The 14,407-nt window shown below is 71.2% G+C and carries 13 protein-coding genes; 9 read left to right on the top strand and 4 right to left on the bottom strand.

The window, feature by feature from the left end; translation table 11 throughout:
* On the bottom strand, positions 1–1,536 hold the full coding sequence (locus ACFPLC_RS01325; RefSeq protein WP_378198323.1) for a sensor histidine kinase: 1,536 nt from the start codon (positions 1,534–1,536) through the stop codon (positions 1–3).
* Positions 1,537–1,717: 181 nt separating this feature from the next.
* Here ACFPLC_RS01325 and ACFPLC_RS01320 point away from each other — a divergent pair, with 181 nt between their 5' ends.
* Positions 1,718–2,242 (top strand): hypothetical protein, encoded by a 525-nt coding sequence (locus ACFPLC_RS01320; protein WP_378198324.1) that lies wholly within the window; start codon positions 1,718–1,720, stop codon positions 2,240–2,242.
* A 73-nt stretch (positions 2,243–2,315) separates the two neighbouring features.
* Here ACFPLC_RS01320 and ACFPLC_RS01315 read toward each other — a convergent pair whose 3' ends face one another.
* The gene (locus ACFPLC_RS01315; RefSeq protein WP_378198326.1) at positions 2,316–4,415 is read right to left on the bottom strand and encodes a fatty acid desaturase; all 2,100 of its coding nucleotides are present in this window, start codon (positions 4,413–4,415) and stop codon (positions 2,316–2,318) included.
* A gap of 138 nt (positions 4,416–4,553) precedes the next feature.
* On the opposite strand from ACFPLC_RS01315, the gene ACFPLC_RS01310 reads away from it, so the two are divergent.
* From ACFPLC_RS01310 to ACFPLC_RS01280, 7 genes are all read left to right on the top strand, one after another.
* Positions 4,554–5,144, top strand: a complete 591-nt coding sequence (locus tag ACFPLC_RS01310) for a TetR/AcrR family transcriptional regulator (protein WP_378198328.1) — start codon at positions 4,554–4,556, stop codon at positions 5,142–5,144.
* 128 nt (positions 5,145–5,272) lie between these two features.
* A complete protein-coding gene (gene tig, locus ACFPLC_RS01305; protein ID WP_378198330.1) occupies positions 5,273–6,652 on the top strand; it encodes a trigger factor in 1,380 nt (459 codons plus the stop codon).
* A gap of 140 nt (positions 6,653–6,792) precedes the next feature.
* Positions 6,793–7,398 carry a ClpP family protease gene (locus tag ACFPLC_RS01300; RefSeq protein WP_091320319.1) on the top strand — a complete coding sequence of 202 codons (606 nt, stop codon included), beginning with the start codon at positions 6,793–6,795 and terminating at the stop codon, positions 7,396–7,398.
* A 25-nt stretch (positions 7,399–7,423) separates the two neighbouring features.
* Positions 7,424–8,077, top strand: a complete 654-nt coding sequence (locus ACFPLC_RS01295) for an ATP-dependent Clp protease proteolytic subunit (protein WP_091316263.1) — start codon at positions 7,424–7,426, stop codon at positions 8,075–8,077.
* 230 nt (positions 8,078–8,307) lie between these two features.
* A complete protein-coding gene (gene clpX / locus ACFPLC_RS01290) occupies positions 8,308–9,603 on the top strand; it encodes an ATP-dependent Clp protease ATP-binding subunit ClpX (protein WP_004562779.1) in 1,296 nt (431 codons plus the stop codon).
* A gap of 50 nt (positions 9,604–9,653) precedes the next feature.
* Positions 9,654–10,079 carry a hypothetical protein gene (locus ACFPLC_RS01285; protein ID WP_378235656.1) on the top strand — a complete coding sequence of 142 codons (426 nt, stop codon included), beginning with the start codon at positions 9,654–9,656 and terminating at the stop codon, positions 10,077–10,079.
* 53 nt (positions 10,080–10,132) lie between these two features.
* Positions 10,133–11,053: an anti-sigma factor RsbA family regulatory protein gene (locus ACFPLC_RS01280; protein ID WP_378196970.1), complete on the top strand. Its 921-nt coding sequence runs from the start codon at positions 10,133–10,135 to the stop codon at positions 11,051–11,053.
* A gap of 92 nt (positions 11,054–11,145) precedes the next feature.
* On the opposite strand, the gene ACFPLC_RS01275 is transcribed toward ACFPLC_RS01280, so the two are convergent.
* Together ACFPLC_RS01275 and ACFPLC_RS01270 are read right to left on the bottom strand one after the other, a co-directional pair.
* Positions 11,146–12,099, bottom strand: a complete 954-nt coding sequence (locus tag ACFPLC_RS01275; RefSeq protein ID WP_378196967.1) for an alpha/beta hydrolase — start codon at positions 12,097–12,099, stop codon at positions 11,146–11,148.
* 78 nt (positions 12,100–12,177) lie between these two features.
* A complete protein-coding gene (locus ACFPLC_RS01270; RefSeq protein WP_378196964.1) occupies positions 12,178–12,885 on the bottom strand; it encodes a TetR/AcrR family transcriptional regulator in 708 nt (235 codons plus the stop codon).
* A gap of 62 nt (positions 12,886–12,947) precedes the next feature.
* Here ACFPLC_RS01270 and ACFPLC_RS01265 point away from each other — a divergent pair, with 62 nt between their 5' ends.
* Positions 12,948–14,390, top strand: a complete 1,443-nt coding sequence (locus ACFPLC_RS01265; RefSeq protein WP_378196961.1) for a carotenoid oxygenase family protein — start codon at positions 12,948–12,950, stop codon at positions 14,388–14,390.
* The last annotated feature ends 17 nt before the right edge of the window (positions 14,391–14,407 follow it).

Raw genomic sequence — 14,407 nt, 5'->3', positions numbered from 1 at the left:
TCAGCTTCCGGTCTCCAGCTGGGGCCGGGTTGTGCCGATGCTGTGCACCCGCTGTGCGGGCACGGCCACGGGCAGGCGCACCGCGAACTCCGTCCGGCCGGGCCGGCTGTGCACCTCGATCGAGCCGTGGTGGGCGACGACGACGGCGGAGGCGATCGCCATCCCGAGCCCGGTGCTGCCGGCGTGGCGGGAGCGGGACGAGTCGCCGCGGGCGAACCGCTCGAAGACGTCCGGCAGCAGGTCCGGCGCGATGCCGGGGCCGTCGTCGGTCACCGTGAGCACGGCGCTGCCGTCAGCCGAGCGCGTCAGCGCCGTGACCACCGTGGTGCCCGGCGGGGTGTGCGTGCGCGCGTTGGCCAGGAGGTTGGCCAGCACCTGGTGCAGGCGCTGGACGTCGCCGAACACGAGCACCGGGGCCGGCGGCAGTTCGAGCAGCCACCGGTGCCGGCGGCCGGCGACCCGGGCGTCCCCGACGGCGTCGGCGACCAGCCGCGTGAGGTCGACGTCGCGCACGTCGAGGGGGCGCCCCGCGTCGAGCCGGGCGAGCAGCAGCAGGTCCTCGACCAGCGCCGTCATCCGGACGGCCTCGGACTGGATCCGGTTCATCGAGTGGGCGACGTCCGGCGGCACCAGTGCGCTGCCGCGGGCGGCCAGCTCGGCATACCCGCGGATCGCGGCCAGCGGCGTGCGCAGCTCGTGGCTGGCGTCCGCGACGAACTGCCGGACGCGGATCTCGCTGTCGTGCCGCGCTTCCAGGGCCTGGGCGACGTGGCCGAGCATCAGGTTCAGCGCCGAGCCGACCTGGCCGACCTCGGTCCGCGGGTCCGTGTCGCCCTCCGGGACGCGGATGGACAGCGCCACCTGGCCGCGGTCGAGGGGCAGCTCGGTGACGCGCCCGGCCGTGGCGGCGACGCGGTCGAGCGGGCGCAGGGTGCGGCGGACCGCGAACGCGCCGAGGAAGGCCGCGCCGAGCACGCCCGCGGCGGCCACGCCGAACAGGATCAGCCCGACGGTGAGCAGCGTGTCGTCGACCGGTTTCATCGGCAGGCCGGTGACCACGACGTCGGACGTCCCCGCGACCGGCAGCGCCATCAGGCGGTACTCGCCGAGGTCGTCGAAGGACAGGGTGTGCGGCTTGCCGTCGGTGGGCACCGAAAGCATGAGCGCCTGCTGGTCCGCGGTGAGCACGAGCCGTCCGCCGTGTTCGGAGATGCTGTCGTCGCGCACGAGGTCCCGGCCCGAAAAGGTGGCGCTGACCGTGCCGACGTTCTGCCCGAGCGGGTGCTGGCCCTGGTTCTGCGGTGGCGGACCGCCGTCCGGCGGCCGGAAGTTGCTCGCGAACACCAGCGACCGGTTCGCCGCGGCCGAGAGCTGCTGGTCGATCTGGCGGGTGAGGAACACGTCGAGCGCGAACTCGCTGACCACGCCGACGATCAGGCACACCACGGTGAGCAGCACGACCACCGAACCGGTCAGTTTCGCGCGCAGCGAGAGCCGTCCCCGGCGGGGACGGAACGGGACGGTGCGCGCGGCCATGGGAACAGCGTCCGTCCGCGCCGTGTGTGCGGGTTGTGCGCTGCCTGTGAAGCGGCTGTGCGGTGACCGGCCCGTGGCCCGATGTCCGGTTCCCTGCTCACAGGAACGGCTGAGGGCGGCCACAGTCGGTGCACAGGCGGCGGCTCCACGGTGGACTCATCCGAACAGCGAGGAGCGACTCATGAGCACACCGTCCACTCCGGACCAGACGTGGGGCGCGACGCCCGCACCGGCGCCGAAGCAGGCGTGGTCGCCGGGCAAGAAGATCGCGGCGGGCGCCGTCGCGGCGGTGATCGTGGCCGGCGGGGGAGCGGCGGTCTGGGCCGCGTCCTCGTCCGCGGCCACCGACACCCAGGCCGGCCCGGGCGGCATGCCGGGCGGTGGCCTGGGCGGCGCGCTGCACGGCGAGTACGTGGCGTCCGACGGCAACGGCGGCTACGTCACGAAGATCATGCAGACTGGCGAGATCACGGAGCTGAGCGCGACGTCCCTGACCGCCAAAAGCGACGACGGCTTCTCGAAGACGTACACGATCACGTCGGCCCAGGCGACGGGCCTGGCGGCCGGGGACACGGTCACGGTGGTGGCCACCGAGTCGGGCAGCACGGCGACCGCGACCTCGGTCACCGACGGCGAAGCGGGGCCGCAAGCCCCGGGCGGCGGCCAGGGAACCCCGCCCTCGGGTGCCCCCACCCGGACCGGCTGACCCGGGCTTCCCCTGCAGTGAATGACTCATTCCTTGCGTCCGACGCCAGGAATGAGTCATTCACTGCGTCCGGTCAGCGGCGGTCGTAGTCGACCGCGACCTCCGGGGTCGTCGCGCGGGAGCGGCAGGTCAGGATCCGGTTCGCCGCGACGTCGTCCTCGGTCAGCGCGTACCGGACGTCCATGTCCACCTGCCCGTGCAGCAGCGTCGCCCGGCACGTGCCGCACGCGCCGCCCGTGCACGAGTACGGCACCTCGTATCCGGCCCGCAACGCCGCGTCCAGGACCGTTTCCCCGGCTTCGGCCGTGACGCACGTCGTCGTGCCGCCCAGCGTCAGCGCCACCTTCGCCGGCGTACCCGCCGGGTCGCGCAGGGGCGCCGCGCCGCGGAAGAGTTCGAAGTGGACGTTCTCCTCCGGGACGTCCGCGTCGGCCAGCGTGCGGCGGGCCATCTCCAGCAGGCCGCGCGGCCCGCACAGGAACCACTCGTCGACCTTCGCCGGGTGCAGCCGGTTCTGCAGCAGCGCGCGCAGCCGCGTCCCGTCGAGCCGTCCGCGCTGGTAGCGCTCGTGCGAAATGGCGAGGGCCTCGCCGAGCGTGTCGAAGTGCCGCGGCCGGTGCGCGTGCAGGTCCGGGTCGCGCTCGTCGGTGCGGTAGTGGACGACGTGCAGCCGTCCGCCGAACCCTTCGGCGAGCGCGCTCAACTCCGCGGCGAACAAGGTCGTCGTGCCCGAAGTGTTGACGTACAGCAGCGTCGCCCGGCTGTGCGGCTCCGCGGTGAGCGTGCTGACCACGATGGACAGCACCGGCGTGATGCCGCTGCCCGCGGCCAGCGCCACGTAGTGCGCGGTCCGGGACGGGTCCGGGGTGAGCGTGAACGCACCGGAGGGCGGCAGGACCTCCAGGAAGTCGCCCGCGGCCAGCGTCGTGGTCGCGAAGCCGGAGAACGCGCCGCCGGGCCGCCGCTTCACCGCGATCCGCAGCTCGCCCGAGTCCGCCGGCGCGCAGATCGAGTACGTCCGCCGCACCGGCTGCCCGTCGACCACCGCGCGGACGGCCACGTGCTGGCCGGGCGAGAACCGGAACTCCGGCGCCAGGTGCGGCGGGACGTCGAAGGTGATCGCGACGGCGTCCGCGGTCAGCGGCCGGACCTCCCGCACCCGCAGCCGGTGGAACCGGCTCGGGCCCGGCGGCGGCTCCGGGCCGGGCTCGTGGTCGCCGAGGTCGTCGGCCAGCCGCCGCCAGGCGCGGTACTCCGCCGGCGTCAGCTCGCGGCCCCACGCGGTGATGATCGGGACGTCGCGGGCGAGATAGGCGTCCCGGTTGTCGCGCCACGCCCGCAGGTAGCGGTAGAACGGCACGGCGGGGTGGAGGTGGTGCACCAGGTGGTAGTTCTGGAACAGCATCATCGGCGTCATCAGCCACTCCAGCCCCACCCGCACCCGCGTGGTGCCGAACTTGTCGCGCGGCTTCGCGGCGGGGAGCCCGTGGTGCGGCAGCCAGTCGAACCACCACGCCAGCACGGCCAGCCCGATCCGCTGCGGCAGCAGGTACCCCAGCACCAGTTCCCGGCCGTGGCCGCAGGCGATCAGCGTCGCGGCGGCGACGAACGCCAGCGACAGCAGCACGATCGTCTCGGCCCGCTCCGGCGCCGGGCGGGTGCGCACGCGGGCGCTGTAGAAGCGCGCGTACCAGAAGTCGATGGTGAGCCAGCGGAACGGGAGCGACCACCAGGCTCCCTGCGATGTCCAGGCGTCGGGATCGGTGTGGGAGTCCGCGTTCGTGTTGCGGTGGTGTTCACTGTGGATGAACCGGAGCAGCGGGAACGACGAGTACGCCGCGACGAACGGCATCGCCAGCCGGCCCAGGACCTCGTTGACCCATGTCAGCTTTCCTGCGGCGTGGTGCACGGATTCGTGCGCCACGGTGAACATCGTGAAGGTGACGATCGCGTGCAGCGGCACGGTGTACACCGGCGGCGCGATCCCGGCCAGCAGCAGCCAGGTCGCCGTCGCCCACAGCGCGGCACCGCCGGCGAACAGCAGGAGCGTCGGCACGGACAGGCGGGGCAACGGGATGCGGGGCGAGGGCACCGAGCGCGGGACCGGCACGCCGGCCGCCGGCCCGCTCCCGGACGTCCGGGAGCCGAGCGACGGGGTATCGACGACGGGCATCGAGCGGTCTCCTCGGTCGAGAAGCTCCTGGCGAGGCGGGAGTCACCGTAGACAACCCGCTCGGGTTTGTAAACGTTGCGCCACGCTTCGAAAAAAGGTCCCGGCCTGGCGAACGCAAGCGGTCGGTAAGCTGCCCTTGTGAAGGCCGTCACCCGTCTCGCCCCGGTGCGCACCCGGGACCGGCTGCTCGACGCGGCCGCCGTCCTCATCGCCGCGGACGGCTGGGCCGCGGTGACGATGGGCAAGCTGGCCGCGCACGTCGGCGTCAGCAGGCAGACCGTCTACAACGAACTCGGCTCCAAGGCCGAGCTGGCCGAAGCGCTGGTGCTGCGCGAAACCGGGCGCTTCGCCGAGCGGGTGACCGAGGTCGTCGCCGCCCACCCGGGCCGTCCCGTCGACGGCGTCACCGCCGCGTTCCGCCAGACCCTCGAAGCCGCCAGGGTCAACCCGCTGATCCTGATCGCGCTCGGCTGCTCGAAGGGCGGCAGCGACGACTTCCTCCCGCTGCTGACCACCCGGCCCGAGGGCGTGCTCGAGCGCTCGGTCGACTCCGTGGCGGCCCTGCTCGCGCGGAGCTACCCCGACGTCGGGCTGACCCCCTCGGAGTGGACGGTCGCGGTCGAGGCGTTCGTCCGGCTGCTGCTCTCCCACCTCGTCCAGCCCAGCGGGTCGGTGGCGCACGCGACCGGTCAGATGCGCTGGGTGATCGGCCGGATGCTGGGCGCCTGACGCCGCAGGTGGCCCCCGGCCCGGTGGCGGAGGCCACTGGCCTAGACTCGGACGTCCCGGCCTGCACGTGGCCGGGGCCATTTCCGCAGGATTGTCCACCACAATCGTTACCGCTCGAGGAGAAGACCTTGAAGAGCACCGTCGAGCAGCTCAGCCCGACGCGAGTCAAGATCAATGTCGAGGTGCCGTTCGACGAGCTCAAGCCGAACTTCGACCGCGCCTACCGCAAGATCGCCCAGCAGGTGCGCATCCCGGGCTTCCGGCCCGGCAAGGCGCCCGCTCGCGTCCTGGAAAGCCGGATCGGGCGCGGCCCGGTGCTCGACGAGGTCGTCAACGAGGCCATCCCGGCCAAGTACATCGAGGCCGTCCGCGCCAACGAGGTCCGCACGCTCGGCAACCCCGAGTTCGACGTGACCAAGCTCGAGGACCGCGACGTGCTCGAGTTCACCGCCGAGGTCGACGTGCGCCCGGAGATCGAGCTGCCCGACCTGGACGGCTTCGCGATCACCGTCGACGACGTCGAGCTGACCGACGCGGAGGTCGACGAGCAGCTCGACGAGCTGCGCGCCCGCTTCGGCACGCTGACCGGCGTCGAGCGCCCGGCCGAAAACGGCGACTTCGTCTCGATCGACCTGTCCGCGACCGTCGACGGCGAGACCGTCGAGGAGGCGAGCACCAGCGGGCTGTCCTACGAGATCGGCTCCGGCCAGCTCGTCGACGGCATCGACGAGGCGATCATCGGCGCGACCGCCGGCGAGACCAAGACGTTCACCACCCAGCTCGTCGCCGGTGAGCACGCCGGCAAGGACGCCGAGGTGACCGTGACCGTCCAGTCGGTCAAGACCCGCGAGCTGCCCGAGGCCGACGACGAGTTCGCCCAGATGGCCAGCGAGTTCGACACGATCGACGAGCTCAAGAACGACCTGCGCGAGCGGCTCGGCCGCGTCAAGAAGATGCAGCAGGGCGTCCAGGCCCGCGACAAGGTGCTCGACGAGCTCCTGGAGCGCACCGAGGTGCCGATCCCGGAGAAGGTCCTCGACGCCGAGATCGAGAACCGCAAGCACGACGCGATCCACCCGTTCGACCACGACGAGGCCCAGTTCGCCAAGGCCCTCGAGGCCGAAGGCCGCACGCTCGAAGAGTTCGACGCGGAGACCCGCACCGAGTCGGAGAAGGCCGTCCGCACGCAGCTGCTGCTGGACACCATCGCCGACAAGGAAGCGGTGTCGGTCAACGACGGCGAGCTCACCGAGCGGATCATCTACCAGGCCCAGCGCTTCGGGATCAGCCCGGACGAGTACGTCCAGCGCGCCCAGCAGTCGGGCCAGCTGACCGCGATCTACGCCGACGTGCGCCGCGGCAAGGCCCTCGCCTCCGTGGTCCGCAAGACGACCGTCACCGACGGTTCCGGCGCCGAGGTCGACCTCTCGGAGCTGTTCGGCAGCGACGAGCCGGCAACCGAGGAGACGCAGGTCACCGACGAAACGGCGAAGACTCCGGCGGAGTGAAGCTGTGAGCGAACTTGGGCGGTGTCAGGCATTCTGCACCGCCCAAGTTCGTTAGGGTCGGATACAAGATCTCAAGCATCTGAAACGACAGCGGTGGCCGTCAGCACCGGGCCGCCGCCGGCGCGAAAAGGCAGGCAGACGTGACGCAGCACACGCCCGAGGCGCGGACCGGCACCGCAGGGCTCAACCTCACCGACTCGGTGTTCGAGCGGTTGCTCCAGGAGCGCATCGTCGTCCTCGGTTCCGAGGTCAACGACGAGGTCGCCAACCGGATCACCGCGCAGCTGTTGCTGCTCGACGCGGACGACGCCGAGTCCGACATCCGCTTCTACATCAACTCGCCGGGTGGCTCGGTCACCGCCGGGTTCGCCATCTACGACACCATGCAGCTGATCCGCCCGGACGTCGCGACCTACGCGATGGGCATGGCGGCCTCGATGGGGCAGTTCCTGCTCTCCTCGGGCACGCCGGGCAAGCGCTACGCGCTCCCGCACGCCCGCATCCTGATGCACCAGCCCTCGGCCGGTGTCGGCGGCACGGCGTCGGACATCGCGATCCAGGCGGACCTGTTCAACAAGTGGAAGCAGGAGCTGGCCCGGATCACCGCGGACCAGACCGGGCAGACGGTCGAGCAGATCATCAAGGACGGCGACCGCGACCGCTGGTTCACCGCGCAGGAGGCGAAGGACTACGGGTTCGTCGACCACGTCCTCACCGCCGACATCGCCCGTCCGGGCTCCCGCTGAGCCCGAAGCACCAAGGAGACTTTCGATGAGCAACTTCAGGCTCCCGGGTGACTTCCAGGGCCCGAGCATCCCCCAGTCGCGGTACATCCTGCCGTCGTACGTGGAGCGGACCAGCTACGGGGTCAAGGAGTCGAACCCGTACAACAAGCTGTACGAAGAGCGGGTCATCTTCCTCGGCGTGCAGGTGGACGACGCGTCGGCCAACGACGTGATGGCCCAGCTGCTGCACCTCGAGCACGAGGACCCGGACCGCGACATCCTGGTCTACATCAACTCGCCGGGTGGCTCGTTCACCTCGCTGATGGCGATCTACGACACCATGCAGTTCGTCCGCCCGGACATCCAGACGTACTGCCTCGGCCAGGCCGCCTCGGCCGCCGCGGTGCTGCTGTCGGCCGGCACGCCGGGCAAGCGCTACGCGCTCCCGAACTCCCGCGTGCTGATCCACCAGCCGGCCACCGAGGGCACCTACGGCCAGGTCTCCGACCTGGAGATCCAGGCCAACGAGATCCAGCGGGTGCGGCGCCAGATGGAGGTCATCCTGGCCAAGCACACGAACAAGGACCCGGACCAGATCCGGACCGACATCGAGCGCGACAAGATCCTCACGGCCGAAGAGGCCAAGGCGTACGGCATCATCGACGAGGTGCTGCCGTACCGTAAGGCGTCGGCTCTTTAGATCCGCCAGGCCGGTGTGTGTCGAGAAGACGACACACACCGGCATCCTGGTTTAGGGTCGTCCTCTGACGTGCTCCCGGAGCTCGTGGGTGTTCCCGCCCGCGGCATCGGACGGGTACCGTCAGTGGCAATGTGTGAGGCTCGCACCCGGTCACCGCACCGGGGGGTCGCACCGTCGCAACACACGTCAGGCGCGCCGAACCCGCGCCGGAGGGGACGAGGTCAACGGCCATGGCACGGATCGGTGACGGCGGAGACCTGCTGAAGTGTTCTTTCTGCGGGAAGAGCCAGAAGCAGGTGAAGAAGCTCATTGCCGGCCCCGGGGTCTATATCTGCGATGAGTGCATCGACCTCTGCAATGAGATCATCGAGGAGGAGCTGGCCGAAGCCGGCGACGTCAAGCTCGACGAGCTGCCCAAGCCCGCCGACATCCACGAATTCCTCGAGCAGTACATCATCGGCCAGGAAGACGCCAAGCGGACGCTGGCAGTGGCGGTCTACAACCACTACAAGCGGATCCAGGCGGACGACAAGGCCGGGCCGAAGGACTCCAAGGAGGAGTCGGTCGAGCTCGCCAAGTCGAACATCCTGATGCTCGGCCCCACCGGGTGCGGCAAGACCTACCTGGCGCAGACGCTCGCGAAGCTGCTGAACGTGCCGTTCGCCATCGCGGACGCCACGGCGCTGACCGAGGCTGGCTACGTCGGTGAGGACGTCGAGAACATCCTCCTCAAGCTCATCCAGGCGGCGGACTACGACGTCAAGCGGGCCGAGACCGGGATCATCTACATCGACGAGGTCGACAAGATCGCCCGCAAGAGCGAGAACCCGTCGATCACCCGGGACGTCTCCGGCGAGGGCGTCCAGCAGGCGCTGCTGAAGATCCTCGAGGGCACCACCGCCTCGGTGCCGCCGCAGGGCGGCCGCAAGCACCCGCACCAGGAGTTCATCCAGATCGACACGACGAACGTGCTGTTCATCGTGGCCGGCGCGTTCGCCGGGCTGGAGAAGATCATCAACGAGCGGGTCGGCAAGCGCGGCCTCGGCTTCGGCGCGGAGATCCGCACCAAGTCCGAGATCGAGGAGAGCGACGTCTTCTCCGACACCATGCCGGAGGACCTGATCAAGTTCGGGCTGATCCCGGAGTTCATCGGCCGCCTCCCGGTCGTGGCGACGGTGAACCACCTGGACAAGGACTCGCTGGTCAACATCCTCACCCAGCCGCGCAACGCCCTGGTGAAGCAGTACAAGAAGCTCTTCGAGATGGACAACGTCGAGCTCGAGTTCACCAAGACCGCGCTCGAGGCCATCGCCGACCAGGCGGTCCTGCGCGGGACCGGTGCCCGCGGGCTGCGTGCGATCATGGAAGAAGTGCTCCAGCCGGTGATGTACGACATCCCGAGCCGCGACGACGTGGCGAAGGTCGTCATCACCGAGCAGACCGTCCGGGAGAACGTGAACCCGACGATCGTCGCCCGGCAGCCGACGCGGCGCGCGCGCAGCGAGCGCGGCGAGAAGTCGGCCTGACGCCGGGCGTCTCCGGGCCGCCCGGCCCGGAGACCCGACAGGAAAGCTGAATGACTGCTGACTCTTTCCCGGGTTCCGGGGCTGCTCCGGGCGGCGGCGTGCAAGCGCCGGCGCCGCCGGCCCCGGAACCCGCCGGGACCACCCCGGCCGGGACGACCCCGGCCGGACCGGTCCTGGGGTTCCGCGAGCTGAGCGAGCGCGTGATCGCGTCCGTCGCCGACCGGTACCCGTGGCTGAACCGGGTGCTGATGGGCATGCTGGCCGTGTTCACCGGCACCTGTGTCGTCGCCGTCGTCTCGCGGCTGTCCCCGTTGCCGCTGATCCCCGTGCCGCTGTTCGTCGTCGCGGCCTACGGGCTGCGGCAGGCCCGCGGCGCGACCGAGCGGCGTCAGCTGTTCAACTGGGTGCTCCTGTTCGCGCTGGCGACCATCGTCGGCTTCTGGCTGATCGCGGTGGTCGGCCGTTGGGTGGAGTGACATTCCGTCATCCGGCGGGTTTGGGTTCGTTCCAGCGGGGGTAAGCCACGTTCGTGGTTGATGCCCTCAGACCGTTCCGGCATCCGGCACTCTTCTATCGCGGCGACACCGAGTACCTGGACGGTGTCATCCCGTTCCTGCTCGAGGGACTCGACCGGGGCGAACCGGCGGCGGTCGCCGTCCCCGGCCCCAACCTCCTGCTGATCGAGAAGGCGCTGGAAGACCGGGCGGGCGAAGTCCGGCTGATCGACATGCAGCGGGCGGGCCGCAACCCCGGCGCCATCCTGCCGTCGGTGCTGCACGCCTTCTCCGCCGAGCACGCCGGCCCGGTGCGCATCGTGGGCGAGCCGATCTGGGCCGGCCGCTCGGACGCGGAGTACCCGGCGTGCGTGGTGCACGAAGCCCTCATCAACAACGCCTTCGCCGGGCGTGACCTGGCGGTGCTCTGCCCGTACGACGTCGGGGCCCTGCCGCCGCCGGTGCTGGCCGACGCCGAGCGCACCCACCCCGAGCTGTGGGGGCTGGCCGGGCCGTTCACCAGCCAGCGGTTCGACCCGGACGGCGTCCGCGCGGACTTCACCCGGCCGCTCGAGCCGCCGCCGGGCGCGGTCGAGCGCGAATTCGACCTGGCGCAACTGGCGTCGTTGCGCGGCTTCGCGGAGATCTGGGCCGCCCGGCACGGCCTGCGCCGGCCCCGCCGCGACGACTTCGCGCTGGCGATCGCCGAGCTGACGACGAACAGCGTCCTCTACGGCGGCGGCACCGGCGTCCTGCGGCTGTGGGCGGAGGCCTCGCAGGTGGTCTGCGAGGTGAGCGACGAGGGCACGATCGCCGAGCCGCTGGCCGGCCGCATCCCGCCGTCGGCGACCACCCTGGGCGGCCGCGGCCTGCTGCTGGTCAACCGCGTGGCCGACCTGGTCCGCACGTACTGGGTCCCGGGCCGCACCATCACCCGCATCCACTTCACCCGCTGACCCGCCGCCCCGCCGCCCGAACGCAGTGAATGACTCATTCCTGGCATCCGACGCCAGGAATGAGTCATTCACTGCATGGGGACCGGGCTGGGTCAGTCGGCGCGGGGGACGTGCTTGCCGAGGAAGCTGACCAGGCTGGGCACCACCGTGCGGTTGAACGAGTCGCCGTGCTTGCCGTGGGCGGTGTGCGCGACCGCCGGGTGCGCCGCCTCGATGTAGCGGCGGACGCCGGTGATGAACGAGTCCTCCGTGCCGCACCAGATGCCGTTGGCCACGCCCTTGGTCTCGTCGACGTGCCGCAGCGGGTCGAGGGCCGTCCAGTCCTGGATGCCCGTGAAGATGTGCCGCTTGGCCATCTCCGGCCAGGACGTGATCAGCGCCGGGGCCAGCGTCGCGACGGCGGACGGCGGCTGGCGCCGCTCGACCCGGCGGCGCGTGTACACCAGCGCGCCGAACCCGCCCATCGACACGCCGGTGCAGGCGAACGGCTGCCCGGTCGGGCCGGCGAAGCCGCGGGCCCGCAGCCACTGCGGGACCTCCTCCAGCAGCATCGCCATCGGGTCGTCGCCCGGGTGGACCTGGTGCCAGTAGTTGTCGCCGCCGTCGACGGCCACGAAGCCGAACGCCGGCACCGCCTTGCGGGCGACGTCGCTGGCGAGCTGCTTGAGCGTGCCGGTGGGCGCCGCGCTGCGGGCGTTGCCGTGCAGGCCGTGCAGCATCAGCGACATCGGCAGCCCCTTCGGCGGGGTCTTCGACGGCAGGATGAACACCAGGTCGACCATCCGGCCGCGGGCCGCGGAGTAGACGCGCTCGACGCGCGTGCTGCCCAGCTGGGTCGTCGGGTTCGACGACGTCACGCCGAGCGTGCGCTGCAGGGCCTGGCTGAACGGCAGCTTGCCGGTCGCGGTGCCGACGGCCAGCCCGGTCACGGCCAGCCCGGACGCGCCCGCGATCAGCACCGACCGGCGGCCGATCCACCGCCGGGCGCCCTGGACCGCCCCGGCGACCGCTCCGGCCGGCTCCGCGTCCCCGTTTTCCTCGTTCACCCTGTCTCCATCCCCCTGCCCCCTGATAAGGACGCCGCGCACCCGCTCCGCGTTCCCTCGCGTCCGGCGTTCACCGGGTTATTCGTCAACACCCTGCCCGGCGTTTCCGATCCTCGCCCGCCAAGCCGCCCGCGCGGCCTCGGCCGAGCGCCCGGCTTCGTCCACAGTGTCCCCGAGACCCACCGCCATGGTGATCCCGAGGGGGATCAAAATGTGGTCTATGCCCTGTTCACCGGGGCCGAAGTGCCCCGACGCCTCCAGTGTGACGAATCCGTGCAGCGCGCTCCAGAGCTGGGCGGCGGCCTGGTACTCGTCGGAGGGCCGGAACCGGCTGGCGGCGATGGCCCGCTCGGTCGCCCGGACGATGTGGGCGAACGCCTCCAGCCCCTCCTGGGCGGCTTCGCGGCCTTCCGCGGTGGTGAGGTCGGACAGCGTCGCCCGCTTGCCGCCGGGAGCGGACTGGCCGAAGGACACCGCGAACAGCTGCGGCTGCTCGGCGACCGCCTGCCGGTAGGTGCGGGCCAGGCTGAAGATGTCCGCCACCGGGTCGTCGGTCAGGGGGACCCCGGCCAGCCACTCCGACAGGCGCAGGAAGCCGGCCCGCGCGACCTCGTCGACCAGCGCGGCCATGCCGCCGAAGTGCGTGTAGACCGCCATCGTCGAGACGCCGACCTCCGCCGCCAGCTTGCGGGCCTGCAGGGCTTCGGGTCCGTTCTCGTCGAGCAGCCGGATGGCGGCCTCGACGAGCCGGGCCTTGACGTCGGTCGCGCGCGGTTTGGGGCTCATGCTTGCCAGTATCCCATAACCCTGTTATATCTAGTTCCATAACCAAGTTATGGAGGGGTCCCATGGGCAACAGGTTCCTCGAAGGAAACTTCGCCCCGGTCAGCCGGGAGCACACGATCACCGAGCTCGCCGTCACCGGCCGGATCCCGGACTTCCTCGACGGCCGGTACCTGCGCAACGGCCCGAACCCGCTGTCCGAGGTGGACCCGGCGGCCTACCACTGGTTCATGGGCGACGGCATGGTCCACGGCGTGCGCCTGCGCGACGGGAAGGCCGAGTGGTACCGCAACCGGTGGGTCCGCAACCCCGCCGTCGCGGCGGCGCTCGACGGCGAGGACGCGAGCCGGTTCTGCGGGCTGGACGCGCTCGGCGCCAACACCAACGTCATCGGCCACGCGGGCAAGACCCTTGCCCTGGTCGAGGCGGGCGCGCCGATCTACGAGCTGACCGACGAGCTCGACACCGTCGGCCGCTGCGACTTCGACGGCACGCTTCCCGGCGGCTACACCGCCCACCCCAAGCGCGACCCGCGCACCGGCGAGCTGCACGCCGTCTCGTACTTCTTCGGCATAGGCAACAAGGTCCAGTACTCGGTGATCGACACGGCCGGCCGCGCCCGCCGCACGGTCGACGTCGAGGTCACCGGGTCGCCGATGATGCACGACTTCTCCCTGACCGAGAACCACGTCGTGTTCTACGACCTGCCCGTGACGTTCAACGCCGGGATGGCGGTCGCCGCCGGGGTGCCGACCGCGCTGCGCACCCCGGCGAAGCTGGTCGTGTCGGCCATGGTGGGCAAGGTCCGCGTGCCGGACCCGGTGACCGCGATGATGGCCCGCACGATCGGCGCGAACGGCGGCCTGCCCTACCGCTGGAACCCGAAGTACCCGGCGCGGATCGGCGTGATGCCGCGCGAGGGCGGCAACGCGGACGTCCGGTGGTTCGAGGTCGAGCCGTGCTACGTCTTCCACCCGCTCAACGCCTACGACGACGGTGACAGCGTCGTGCTCGAGGTCGTCCGCCACCCCCGGATGTTCGACACGGAGCTGCACGGCCCGGACGAGGGCGGCCCGACCCTGGACCGCTGGACGGTCGACCTGGCCGCGGGCAAGGTGCTGGAGGAGCGCCTCGACGACCGCGGCCAGGAGTTCCCGCGCGTCGACGAGCGCCTGGTCGGCCACCGCCACCGCTACGGCTACACGATGTCGGCCGACGCCGGCGCGCAGCCCGGCGGCTCGCTGTTCAAGCACGACTTCCACACGGGTACCCGGGAAGAGCGCGTGTTCGGCGCGGGCCGCCAGCCGGCCGAGTTCGTGTTCGTCCCCCGCCACGAGGAGGCCGCGGAGGACGACGGCGTCCTCATGGGCTTCGTCTTCGACCCGGCGACCCAGCGCAGCGACCTGACGATCCTGGACGCGGAAACGCTGGAGACGGTCGCGGCGATCCACCTGCCGGACCGCGTGCCCCACGGTTTCCACGGCAACTGGGTCGCCTCGGCCTCGTGAGTGGTAAGGCGGGTTAG

This window comes from Amycolatopsis plumensis, from assembly GCF_042652605.1.
Lineage (GTDB): Bacteria > Actinomycetota > Actinomycetes > Mycobacteriales > Pseudonocardiaceae > Amycolatopsis > Amycolatopsis plumensis.
Note: the sequence above shows the minus strand (reverse complement) of the source record. Positions and strands in the feature narration are given on the sequence as shown.

Coding starts and splice junctions, on each gene's coding strand:
- ACFPLC_RS01270 (WP_378196964.1), bottom strand. CDS start 12,885: ATGAGCCCCAAACCGCGCGCGACCGACGTCAAGGCCCGGCTCGTCGAG.
- ACFPLC_RS01315 (WP_378198326.1), bottom strand. CDS start 4,415: ATGCCCGTCGTCGATACCCCGTCGCTCGGCTCCCGGACGTCCGGGAGC.
- ACFPLC_RS01295 (WP_091316263.1), top strand. CDS start 7,424: ATGAGCAACTTCAGGCTCCCGGGTGACTTCCAGGGCCCGAGCATCCCC.
- clpX (WP_004562779.1), top strand. CDS start 8,308: ATGGCACGGATCGGTGACGGCGGAGACCTGCTGAAGTGTTCTTTCTGC.
- ACFPLC_RS01265 (WP_378196961.1), top strand. CDS start 12,948: ATGGGCAACAGGTTCCTCGAAGGAAACTTCGCCCCGGTCAGCCGGGAG.
- ACFPLC_RS01320 (WP_378198324.1), top strand. CDS start 1,718: ATGAGCACACCGTCCACTCCGGACCAGACGTGGGGCGCGACGCCCGCA.
- ACFPLC_RS01325 (WP_378198323.1), bottom strand. CDS start 1,536: ATGGCCGCGCGCACCGTCCCGTTCCGTCCCCGCCGGGGACGGCTCTCG.
- ACFPLC_RS01285 (WP_378235656.1), top strand. CDS start 9,654: ATGACTGCTGACTCTTTCCCGGGTTCCGGGGCTGCTCCGGGCGGCGGC.